This window comes from Hyphomicrobiales bacterium, from assembly GCA_030688605.1.
GTDB lineage: Bacteria > Pseudomonadota > Alphaproteobacteria > Rhizobiales > NORP267 > JAUYJB01.
In genome coordinates this window covers 1-10453 of sequence record JAUYJB010000054.1, presented here as the reverse complement: position 1 = coordinate 10453, position 10453 = coordinate 1, and the positions used below count along the sequence as shown (strand labels likewise).

The 10453-nt window shown below is 62.5% G+C and carries 12 protein-coding genes; 6 read left to right on the top strand and 6 right to left on the bottom strand.

Annotated elements, in window-relative coordinates; genetic code table 11:
* Nucleotides 1–314: 314 nt before the first annotated feature.
* Nucleotides 315–1895: an AAA family ATPase gene (locus Q8P46_06475; protein MDP2619807.1), complete on the top strand. Its 1581-nt coding sequence runs from the start codon at nucleotides 315–317 to the stop codon at nucleotides 1893–1895.
* Here the strand turns inward: Q8P46_06475 and Q8P46_06470 are convergent.
* Nucleotides 1877–2584, bottom strand: a complete 708-nt coding sequence (locus Q8P46_06470) for a hypothetical protein (GenBank protein ID MDP2619806.1) — start codon at nucleotides 2582–2584, stop codon at nucleotides 1877–1879. The genes Q8P46_06475 and Q8P46_06470 overlap by 19 nt on opposite strands.
* Before the next feature lie 47 nt (nucleotides 2585–2631).
* The gene (locus Q8P46_06465; protein MDP2619805.1) at nucleotides 2632–3198 is read right to left on the bottom strand and encodes a carbon monoxide dehydrogenase subunit G; all 567 of its coding nucleotides are present in this window, start codon (nucleotides 3196–3198) and stop codon (nucleotides 2632–2634) included.
* Between the two features lie 260 nt (nucleotides 3199–3458).
* On the opposite strand from Q8P46_06465, the gene Q8P46_06460 reads away from it, so the two are divergent.
* Nucleotides 3459–4022 (top strand): L,D-transpeptidase, encoded by a 564-nt coding sequence (locus tag Q8P46_06460; protein MDP2619804.1) that lies wholly within the window; start codon nucleotides 3459–3461, stop codon nucleotides 4020–4022.
* A gap of 64 nt (nucleotides 4023–4086) precedes the next feature.
* On the opposite strand, the gene Q8P46_06455 is transcribed toward Q8P46_06460, so the two are convergent.
* Complete coding sequence (locus Q8P46_06455) at nucleotides 4087–4611, bottom strand: MarR family transcriptional regulator (protein MDP2619803.1); 525 nt, start codon at nucleotides 4609–4611, stop codon at nucleotides 4087–4089.
* A gap of 435 nt (nucleotides 4612–5046) precedes the next feature.
* Between Q8P46_06455 and Q8P46_06450 the strand changes: the two genes are divergently transcribed.
* Nucleotides 5047–5367, top strand: coding sequence for a hypothetical protein (locus Q8P46_06450; GenBank protein MDP2619802.1), 321 nt, complete (start codon nucleotides 5047–5049; stop codon nucleotides 5365–5367).
* 43 nt (nucleotides 5368–5410) lie between these two features.
* On the opposite strand, the gene Q8P46_06445 is transcribed toward Q8P46_06450, so the two are convergent.
* Nucleotides 5411–5788: a DUF971 domain-containing protein gene (locus Q8P46_06445; protein ID MDP2619801.1), complete on the bottom strand. Its 378-nt coding sequence runs from the start codon at nucleotides 5786–5788 to the stop codon at nucleotides 5411–5413.
* Nucleotides 5789–5871: 83 nt separating this feature from the next.
* Here Q8P46_06445 and Q8P46_06440 point away from each other — a divergent pair, with 83 nt between their 5' ends.
* Entirely contained in the window at nucleotides 5872–7197 is a 1326-nt protein-coding gene (locus tag Q8P46_06440) for a S8 family serine peptidase (GenBank protein ID MDP2619800.1), read from the top strand.
* Nucleotides 7198–7268: 71 nt separating this feature from the next.
* Here the strand turns inward: Q8P46_06440 and Q8P46_06435 are convergent, their stop codons facing one another.
* Nucleotides 7269–8108: a NotI family restriction endonuclease gene (locus Q8P46_06435; GenBank protein ID MDP2619799.1), complete on the bottom strand. Its 840-nt coding sequence runs from the start codon at nucleotides 8106–8108 to the stop codon at nucleotides 7269–7271.
* A gap of 12 nt (nucleotides 8109–8120) precedes the next feature.
* Entirely contained in the window at nucleotides 8121–9278 is a 1158-nt protein-coding gene (locus tag Q8P46_06430; GenBank protein ID MDP2619798.1) for a DNA cytosine methyltransferase, read from the bottom strand.
* Between the two features lie 311 nt (nucleotides 9279–9589).
* Here Q8P46_06430 and Q8P46_06425 point away from each other — a divergent pair, with 311 nt between their 5' ends.
* Together Q8P46_06425 and Q8P46_06420 are read left to right on the top strand one after the other, a co-directional pair.
* Complete coding sequence (locus Q8P46_06425; protein MDP2619797.1) at nucleotides 9590–10000, top strand: very short patch repair endonuclease; 411 nt, start codon at nucleotides 9590–9592, stop codon at nucleotides 9998–10000.
* 189 nt (nucleotides 10001–10189) lie between these two features.
* A partial coding sequence (locus Q8P46_06420; GenBank protein MDP2619796.1) for a hypothetical protein occupies nucleotides 10190–10453 on the top strand: 264 nt, incomplete at its 3' end.

Sequence of the window (10453 nt, the reverse complement as noted above, 5' to 3'; positions counted from 1 at the left end):
CACGGTCAGCTCGTTGATCAGCTCGACCAGCTCCTTGTGCTCCTCGTCAACGGACGGAATCCCGGTGCAATATTCATCCCGCCAACGGATCAGGGCCATGATTGCCTCCTAATCGGTCGCTTCGTGAAACAGAAAACCGCCACTCTCGGCACGAAATTGTATAACAAAAAGCGCGCCCGGTCGAAGCGCGACCTCGCGGCGCGGGGACCCGCGCCGAGCTGCCACAACGGTCCGGCCTTGATCGCCGTCAAGGCCGTCATACCTATTCGGTGGTTAGATCATGGGCTGCCGCAACCGCGCAAAGCGGAGGAGCCGTGTCCCGGCGGGCGCAAAAGCCGTGCGATGCTCAGGCGGAGGTCATAGCCTTTCTCGCCGACCCAAGAAGCTACACGCCAAAGCCCGAAACGGTGACGCGCATCGACACGCACGGCGCCATGGTGTTCCTGGCCGGCGATGCGGCGTACAAGATCAAGCGCGCCGTCAAATACCCCTACATGGACTTTTCGACGCTCGAGAAGCGGCAGGCAGTCTGCGAACAGGAGATTGCGGTCAACCGCGACAACGCGCCGGATATCTATCTCGGCACCGTCCCCATCACTCGGGCGGCGGACGGCCGGCTCGCCTTCGGCGGCGACGGCGAGGCGGTCGAGTGGGCGGTGTCGATGCGCCGCTTCGACGAGACCAGGAGCCTCGACCGCATCGCCGAGAGGGCGGGCCTTGACGATGCGCTGCTTGCGCGCCTTGCCGAACGGATCGCCGCCGCCCATGCCCGCGCGCCCATCCGCCGCGACTTCGACCAAGGCGCGGCCTTTGCCAAGCTGGTGAGCCAGGACGAACAGGAATTCGCAGCCGCGCCCGAGCTATTCGACCCGGAAAAGGCACGCCGCCTCATCGGCGGGACCCGGGCGGAGCTCAAGCGAAACGCCAAGCTCCTCGCCGCCCGGGGCACCGCGGGCCATGTGCGGCGCTGTCACGGCGACCTGCACCTGAAGAACCTCGTCCTCATCGACGATGAGCCGGTCCTGTTCGACGCCATCGAGTTCGATGAGGACATCGCCACCGTCGACGTGCTCTACGACCTCGCCTTCCTGCTCATGGATCTCGAGACGCGGGTCATGCGGCACGGCGCCAATCTGGTGCTCAACACCTATCTGAAGGCGGCGCGGCAGGACGCGCATCTCGACGGGCTTGCGGCGCTGCCGCTGTTCCTGTCTTCGCGCGCCGCGATCCGGGCGCGCGTCACCGCCAGCCTCAGCGCCCATGAGCATGGCCGCGCCCGGACCGCCGACGCCCAGGTGGCGCGATCCTATTTCGAGGCTGCTCTCGGCTTCCTGAAGCCTGAGCCGGCGCGGTTGATTGCCGTGGGGGGCCTTTCCGGCAGCGGCAAGACGACGATCGCGCGGATGCTCGCGCCGCACATCGGCGCCGCGCCGGGGGCCATACATCTGCGCAGCGACGTGGAACGAAAGGTCCTATTCGGCGTCGCCGAGACCGAAAGGCTGGGCCCGCGCGGCTATTCGCCGGAGGCGAGCCAAAAGACCTATGAGCGCCTGTTCACGCTCGCCGGCCGGGTGCTCGGGGCCGGCCGCTCGGTCATCGTCGATGCGGTTTTCGCGCGGCCCAAGGAGCGCGGAGCCATCAAGGCCGTTGCCCGGGAGAGGGAGGCCCCATTCACCGGCCTCTGGCTCGATACGCCGGAAGAGGTGATGATCGCCCGGGTCGAAGACCGCCGCCGCGACGCCTCGGACGCGCGGGCGGAAATCGTCCGCCAGCAGCTGACCTATGACCTGGGCGAGATCGATTGGGCGCGCGTTGCCGCCGCCGGCACGCCCGGCGAGGTGCTGGCCGCGGCGCTCAGGCAGGTGCAAAGCGGCTCTCAGCGAAGCGCGCGGTGAACCCCGGCAATCTGCTCCTCGACATTGACCGGCAGGCTCGAAATCGTCTCCAGCTCGCGATCCTCATAGACGTCGCGGTCATTGTGGCGGCGCGCCCATTCGGCGATGACGCGGTCGCGCTCGATCAGCAGCGCTTCCAATTGCGGGCGGAACAGGCGCAGCACGGCGGTGATCCAACGGTTGACCGCCAGGCACGGATAGACGTGATCGACCTTGAAGCGCTCGGCGATCTTCAGCGTATCGGCGGCCGAATAGAAGGTCTCGCCGGTGACCCAGCGATTGACGGTGAACAATCCCACGGGAAAGCCCGGTCCGTTCATGGAAATCGCGGTCAGATGGCAGATCGCATCCTTGCCGAGCGGCCGGGCGGCCGGGCCGTCATAGGGCACGGGCTCGATCGAAGCGGGAATGCCGCCGAAGCGCACGAAGGTGTGGAAATGACCGTGCTCGCCGGTCTCCGGACGATGGGCGTGGTAATAATATTGGCTTTTGGTCTCCTCGTCATAGACGTCGCCCTTGGGATAGTGATCCTCCTCGTAGAAAGTCCCTTGATGGGCAAGGACTTGGCCGACAACATTGGTGTTGGCCTTGCGCAGGACGCGATAGGCCTCGAGGATCTCGTCGGCGGCAGCGGCCATCGCCTCGAGGCGCTGGCGCGGCAGGGCGTCGAGCTGCAGCTTGAAATTCATGTCGCTTCCAACAAAACGCCGCCCTCGAACGATCGAGAGCCGGGAGGTCAGCTCAGAGCATAGGCAACGATGAGCGCGATCACGATCGCGGCGGCAAGCACGATCCAAAGCCGCCGGCTTGCGGCGCGGGCAGGCGCCGCCTCCGCCGGCGCCAGCTCGGGCACCGCCTCGGCCGGTTTCTCCAGCCGGCCCTTGAAGGCGGCAAAGAAATCCCTCGCGTAATGCCGCGCCGCGCCATCGACCAGACGGCTGCCGAGCTGGGCCAGCTTGCCGCCGACATCGGCTTTGACCTCGTAACGCAGCAGCGTGCCGTCGCCATCCTCGGACAGATGAACCTTGGCGGCGCCCTTGGCGAAACCGGCCGCTCCGCCCTTGCCTTCGCCGGAGATCGTGTAGCTTTCCGGCGGGTTGAGGTCGGACAGCGTCACCACGCCCTTGAAGCGGGCTTTCACCGGTCCGACCTTGGCCATGACGATCGCGGAAAGCTCACGATCCGACAATTTTTCCAGGGATTCGCAGCCAGGAATGCAAGCCTTGAGGATTTCCGGGTCGTTGAGGCTGGCGAACACCTGCACGCGCGGAGCGGCAATCCGTATCTCGTCATTCATCTGCATGGCGTCACGTCCATTCCAAAGATTCCTTAAAGATACCGCTCCCTGCCCATGGGCCCGGTCGTGGATGAGGTGTATCGCACTAACAGCCACTCGCCTCAATTGCAAAAGCCCAGGAATCTTGTTGCGAAGCTGCAACACGCGTGAACAATTTGTCAAAATATTCCGAGTAGGAATTGCGGCCTTTGGTCAAAACGCACACCATTTGCGGCTGTGAATCGCTGCTATGGTCCGGACGGAGAGACAGGGGTAACGAGATGCGAATTGGAGCGGTTTTCGCCGGGGGGCTGGCTGTTCTTGCAGTTTTAGGGGCATCCGACGACGCGGTCGCGGGGCGAACTCGCGACAAGGTCGATTTGGTCGACAACAGCCTGTACCTCATCAAAACCACGACCCGTGAGGAGGTCCGCTACGATGGCAGATATGCGCCGGGTACGATCATCGTCGATACCCGTGAGCGGGTCCTCTACTATGTCTTGAGCAACGACAAGGCAATTCGCTACGGCATCGGCGTCGGACGCGAAGGCTTTTCGTGGGGCGGCGTCTCGCACGTCTCGCGCAAGGCGGAATGGCCGGGCTGGACGCCGCCCAGCGACATGCGCCAGCGCCAGCCGTGGCTGCCGTCATACGTGCCGGGAGGGGAAGGAAATCCGCTCGGCGCGCGGGCGCTGTATCTCGGCGCGACGCTGTATCGCATACACGGCACCAATGAGGCGCAAACCATCGGACGGGCGGTCTCGTCGGGCTGCATCCGCATGCTCAACAGCGACGTGATCGACCTTTATGAGCGGGTTCGGGTCGGCGCCAAGGTGGTGGTCCTGCAATAAGGTCTTGACGGCTCGCCGGCCGCATTTGGCGGCCAGCGGGTGTCCGTGCTTGCAACCGGCGGTGTCAGCGGACGGATTTCGCCCGCGGCGCGCGGCCTGGATTTGTCTCGGACGCGTCCACCGACGCCTTCACCGTGGCGAGCCCCGCCATCAGCCGTTCGACGCCCTCCTTGTCGAGCCCCTGCAGGATGTCGACGATCCAATCGCGGTGAACGCTCGCCATTTCGGTGAAAAGCGCCCGGCCGCGCGGCGTCAGCGAGATGCGCTGCACACGCCGGTCGGCCGGATCGTTGCGGCGCTCGACCAGGCCTTCGCGCTCCAAACGGTCGGTGAGCCCGGTCATGTTGCCGCCCGAGACCATCAGCCGCTGGCCGAGCTCCGTCATGGTCAGCGGGCCGCCGCGTACCCGATCGAGCTGCGCCAGATAGTCGAAGCGGGCCAGCGACATGCCGAACCGCGCCCGCAGCCGCGACTGGATCTGGTCTTCGATCCGCTTGGCGCATGACAACAGCCGCAGCCACAGGCGGATGAGATCGCTGCCCTCGACGGCGGCCTCGGTCATCTTCCTGGAAGTGGAATGCTGGTTCATCGAATGGCCCCTCCTCCGGCGATCGCGATCGGCTGGCCGGCAACCTCGTGCATCTCCGGTGCGCAGATCCGCACAGGGGCGATGACCTTCCAACCGGCGGCGGCCGAGGCATGGCACCCGGAACGGAAATCGGGCAGCTCACTCATCGACAAGACCCCCCTCCGCAGTCTTTTCGCCGGCTCTTCTCCGCCCGAACCCCCTGCCCTCGGCCCAAATTGATCCGCAACCGGAAGCTTAGTAGCAGAAATTTCGATCATGTTCTGTTTACAACTGAATTAATCACAAACCGTTCCTTTGCCTCTCCGGCTTGGGCCGCTATCATGCAAGCGCCGCCGCCAATGACCGTCGGGAACCCGACCAATGAGTCGCCTCGCCTCTAAGCGTCTTCCTTGCTGCCTGGCGGCGAGCGCATGTCTCGTCGCGTCGGGGTTCATTGTGCGCGATGCGAAGGCCGCTGGCGATGTGGCGAAGGGTCACGACCTCGCGGTCGCCCATTGCGCCCGCTGCCACGTCGTTTCGGACAAGAACCGCTTTTCCGGAATTTCCTCGACGCCGTCGTTCATGCTGCTGGTTGACGCGCTGCCCGACTGGAGGGAGCGGTTCGAGACCTTCTACGCGCGGCGGCCGCATCCGGTGCATGTCCGCGTCAAGGGAAATTCGCCGTTGACCGACCTGCCGCCCAACGCGATGCCGTTCGAGATCGAGCTCGACGATGTGCAGGACATTCTGGCCTATGTGGAGACCTTAAAAAAGTAATGCAATCGTTTGATGAAAAACGCGAAATACGGCGGAAAAGCCTCTATTTCCGCGCCGGCGAATCGCGCGAGAGCCCCTTCTCCGCAAGCTCGGCGAGATAGGCGGCCCAGCGCGCGTCGCGCTCGGCGCCGAGCTCGTAGAGATAGTCCCAGGAATAGAGGCCGGTATCGTGCAGGTCGGTGAAGGCGATGCGGACCGCGTAATGACCGACCGGGGCGACCGACATGATCTCGACTTGTCTTTTGCCGGGCACGGTCTGGCGCTGGGACGGGGTGTGGCCCTTGACCTCGGCGCTCGGCGATTCGACACGCAGATATTCGGCGGAAAGCTCGAATTTTTCGCCGCTTTCGAAGGTGACGGTCAGCGTCCTTTTGTCCTTGGCAAGGCGGATTTCGGTCGGCCGCCGGCGGATGTCGTTCATGTTCGGCGTCAACCCTTGAGGTTTGCGTCGATCGGCCAAGTTAGAGCATTATCCGGCGAGATGGGACGGATTTGATTAAAAAAATGCGCAAAATCCGCCGCAGGATGCCGCTTCTTTCCGGTCTTGCCGCTCTTGCCGGCCCGCTTGCCGCCGCTCTGCCGGCTGTTGCGCAGGAGCTGCCGCTCCTTCCGCCGTGGGCGGCGGAATCCGTGCGGGCGGTGTGCCGGGACTTCGCCGAAGGCGCGGCGCCCAGCGATGAAACCGTGGCGACGCATCTTGGCGCCATGGCCGACACGATCGCGGTCACCCGCGCGGGCCCGCGCCTCTATTCGGCGGCCGCGATCCGCGACGGGTTCGACCTGACGCTGACCGTGCGCCTGCCGGGCACGCCGCAGAGCCGCACCCGGCTGACCGCCGAGGAAAGGAGCGAAGGCGGGACAAGGGGCCGCCCGGCCTTCTTCGTCCAGGCGGGGCCGGACTGCCGGACCGAGCTTGCCCGCGCCGTCGCCTATGACGCGGACGGGGCGCCGGACCGGCTCATCCATTTCGCGGGCGACCCGCCGGCCGAAACCGAGGCCGAGGCGCTCAATCCGCCGGTGCCGGAGGGCAAGGACCCGGGCGGCGTCGCGGTGGCGACGATCGATACCGGCGTCAACTATCTTTTGCCGGAGATCGCGCCGCGCCTTGCCCGCGACGAGACGGGGGCGATCCTCGGCGCCGACCTTTTCGACCAGGACGGGCGGCCCTTCGACCTCGATCCGCGTCAGGGGCCGCTCTTTCCCCGCCGCCACGGCAGCGCGGTCGCCTCGATCCTGCTTTCAGAGGCGCCGGCGGCGCGGCTCGTCCCGTTCCGCTATCCGGGCAGGGACGCGGAAGCCTTCGCCGACCTCATCGAGCGCATCGCCGCGGGGCCGGCGCGCATCGTCTCGATGCCGCTCGGCGGCTATCGCGCCGAGGAATGGCGGCCCTTCGCGCAAGCCGCGGCGCGCCACCCGGAGCTGCTGTTCGTGCTTTCGGCGGGCAACGACGGGCGCGACATCGACGCAAGCCCGGTCTATCCGGCGGCGTTCGAAAACGACAATTTCCTGACGGTGACGTCCGCCGACCCGTTCGGGCGGCTGGCGGCGGAATCGAATTGGGGGGCCGCCCATGTCGACATCGCCGTGCCGGGCGAGCAGATCCCGGCGATCGACCACCGGGGGGCGCGCGGCAAGGCGTCGGGCACCAGCTACGCGGCGCCCAGGGTGGCGGCGCTCGCGGCGCGCTTCCTGGCCGCCCACCCCGACTGGGACGCGGCGCGGCTGAAGGCCGAGATCATCGCCCGCGCGATCCCCCTGCCGCGCGGCGGCGGCGACCGCCCGATCCGCCATGGCTGGCTGCCGGACCCTGCGGCGGTGGAGGTGGAGTAGGGGGGGGGCGGGCGGTTCTTTCGAAGGGTCAGCGCGGCGATTCTTGAAGAACGAGAATGTTCCATCAAAGTCTAAATGCTTATTATTTTCGGCTTTTTACGAGCTGGGCCATCTAGCTTCGTCTGAAGCTCTTCGACGATTTCATCCGGCTCCGGAGGATTGCCTTCTCGAAGGGAATTACGAACTTCATCCCATTCGGAGTAGACGACCTGAACGGTGCCAAATCTATAACCATGACCTTGCTTCTCGATAGGGTAGGTCAACCATGTTATTTCGCTATTAGCATGTGTTGTTTGGCGGAATCCCGGTAGGGCACGAAAAAACTGGGTATCGACGGCAACAAAGAACTTTTTGCCCCAACGTCTGAATACCGGAATTTTTAATTGAAGTTGAGGCACAAGACGTTTTTGTGCGGATGATCGAAAATCCGGTCGCCGGTCAGAAATTGCCACGTCCAATTTCCTATGAGCCAGATAGTGATTCATTGCGGGCCTGATCGTCCCGCCGGAAAAGTAGACGGCCTGAACTTCAACAGCTGCGAAATCGATGACTTTCCCGTCGTCAATATTACCGAGCAGAAAATCAACTTTTCCAATCTTCCTGTCGCGCTCGCCGGCTTCTTTGGCTTCGATTTTCAGGATGCGCACTTCGGGGTAAATGCCAAACGCAACACCTTCACCGAATGCGAGTCTGGCTGCATCTTTAAAAATCTTGTCGTTTTCAACAAACCGTACTGGACATGTCGCGGCGGCTTCTTTCCCGTCAGAAAGTGAGCAAATCCCTATTGGATTAGTCTTGCTGGATTTTGTGCATTTCGTGCCGCGAAAAGGGCAGAGCTTTGAATTTCTCGTCTCCCAAGCTTCAGTTGAGTGGTCATCAACTCCAAATCCAAATACCTCTGCGATCAGCATACCCGTCTCACTCTATCCCGCGGCGGCCATTAACGGGCAATCCTCAACATCGTCAAATTCGCCGAGATCTGAACGGATAATCGCATGCCCGATTTGCGAACCGAGCAAAGGCGGAACAGCATTTCCAACCTGCACGTATTGTTCGGTGCGTGATCCTTCAAAATGGAACCAGTCCGGGAAAGATTGGATTCGCGCTGCTTCGCGAACAGTAACGGCGCGGTCCTGTTCGGGGTGAAGAAACGCGCCCCAATGAAGATCACACTTGGTTAGAATGGTACAGGACAGGCCATCCCATGCCATACGGCCATAGCGTTTGGTATGGTCGCAACGCCTTGCCCGCTTCATACCGGTCGGCAGCAACTCAAAGGGAATGTCGCGCCAACTTCCGCCCGGTGGTATGTATTGCATTCGCTCCATGTTAATGGACGCAAGCTGGGGGGCCGCATGGTTGTGAACCTCGGTCGAGTTGCCGCGAAGCATGCGCTGATAGTCCGACTGCGGTGCGGTGGCATAAGGCTGCACGCCGCCGTCCTCTCCATTCTCAAGCGGTGGTAGATCGCTTATGGCCTCGGCAATGGTAACAAATGGATCGCCGTCTTCACCGTGCGACGGCCCAGGCCAACTGATGGGCTGGCCAAGGCGATTGGCAAGGAAGACGATACGGCGACGTTCCTGCGGGATACCGTATTCTTCGGCACGTAGAATGCTGGTCTCAACGTGGTAGCCGAGACCTCTTAGGCTTTTCAAGATCGCTTGAACCGCAGCGCCTTCTCCTGCCGAGGTTATGCCAGTCACATTTTCCATGACGACCCATTTGGGCATCAAGCCTTCGACAATCCGTAGGTACTCACGGAATAATTGGCTTCGATCGTCATGCATGCCGCGCTGATGATTGTAGACGCTAAATGCCTGACAAGGCGGACCGCCGATCAGACAATCCAGTTCCCCGGCTTTCAGCCCGGATGCTTTCAAAAGGTCAGCCGTCGTGATGTTTTCGATTGGTCCGGGCAGAAACTTGGCTTCTTCATGCGTCGCCGCGTAGGTCTCACCTGCGGATTCGTCGATATCGTTACCAGCAAGAACGTGAAAGCCAGCTTGGCGAAATCCCTCTGATAGTCCGCCTGCGCCGCAGAACAGGTCTATAGCTGTCGAGCCGTGATCCTTAGCCACTTGAGACCTACCTTTCCGGGGAATTGAATGAAAGGAGCAGTTGAAGCTCTTCGCTCCGGTAGCGCTCTAGAAATTCGGAGATAACGTGCCGCGTCAGCCATGATAGGGAAACGTCGTATTTGTTTGCAAAGGCGAGCAAGGAATCATGGTCGCTCTGCGATAGGCTTATGGTGATTCGTGGGCCTTTCTTGGTGGGTGGCATTATATATGTTCTGTTTTTGTTCTCAACAAAATAATTTATAACTCGATTCAGTGTGCATCGCTTTGCAGGGTAATTCAACGTGAAGATGCAATGTGAGAATTAAGATATTTTGGACAGGATAAGCCGGGAACGGCGCAGCGCGAACATGCGCCGGATCAAGAGCACAGGTATGAAGCCTGAGATGCTGGTACGGCGGCTCGTGCATGGAATGGGCTACCGCTACCGTTTACATAAACACCGGCTGCCTGGGCGGCCGGACATGGTGTTCGGGCCACGGAAAAAAGTGATCTTTGTGCATGGCTGTTTCTGGCACAGCCACGGTGATCCATCGTGCCCGATTGCCCACAAGCCACGCTCAAATCTGGAGTACTGGCTGCCGAAGCTCAAACGTACGAAGAAGCGTGACCGGGAGAACGTGGAGACACTAGAAGCCAACGGCTGGTCCGTTCTGGAAATTTGGGAATGTGAGTTGAAAGAGCCGGATGAATTGAAAGCCCGGCTACGCTCTTTCCTTGACTGAAATCGAATAACCCGTAGGGCGGAATAGCGCAGCGTGTTCCGCCATGTCGTCGCCCCAACACGGCGGGTTACGGCTTCGCCTAACCCGCTCTACGAGCCGGAATGACGGTTTGTTGCAGGCTCCCGGCCTCCATCACCCGCTTCGGGCTGCGCCCGAACCGACCTCTCCCCACCGGGGCGAGGTGAAGGAATGCCCCGCGCCCCTTCCCTCGTCATGCGCGGGCTCGACCCGCGCATCCATGCCGTTACGGCGCGGCCAGATGAGGGGCCGATGGAATGGACCGCCGGATCAAGTCCGGCGGTGACGTGTGAATTGGGGGTCAGGCACCCCTCCCCCGTCGTCCCGGACGAGCAGCGGCCCGCCCCCATCGTCGTGCCCTGGCCCGACCGGGGCACCCAGGAGCCTCCGAGGCAAAGCTTTGGCACAGGGGTTACTGGGTTGCCCGATCAAGTC

Excerpts from the sequence above, each read along its gene's own strand:
- Q8P46_06470 (MDP2619806.1), bottom strand. The coding sequence starts at position 2,584 with ATGAATTTCAAGCTGCAGCTCGACGCCCTGCCGCGCCAGCGCCTCGAG.
- Q8P46_06465 (MDP2619805.1), bottom strand. The coding sequence starts at position 3,198 with ATGCAGATGAATGACGAGATACGGATTGCCGCTCCGCGCGTGCAGGTG.
- Q8P46_06455 (MDP2619803.1), bottom strand. The coding sequence starts at position 4,611 with ATGAACCAGCATTCCACTTCCAGGAAGATGACCGAGGCCGCCGTCGAG.
- Q8P46_06445 (MDP2619801.1), bottom strand. The coding sequence starts at position 5,788 with ATGAACGACATCCGCCGGCGGCCGACCGAAATCCGCCTTGCCAAGGAC.
- Q8P46_06440 (MDP2619800.1), top strand. The coding sequence starts at position 5,872 with ATGCGCAAAATCCGCCGCAGGATGCCGCTTCTTTCCGGTCTTGCCGCT.
- Q8P46_06435 (MDP2619799.1), bottom strand. The coding sequence starts at position 8,108 with ATGCTGATCGCAGAGGTATTTGGATTTGGAGTTGATGACCACTCAACT.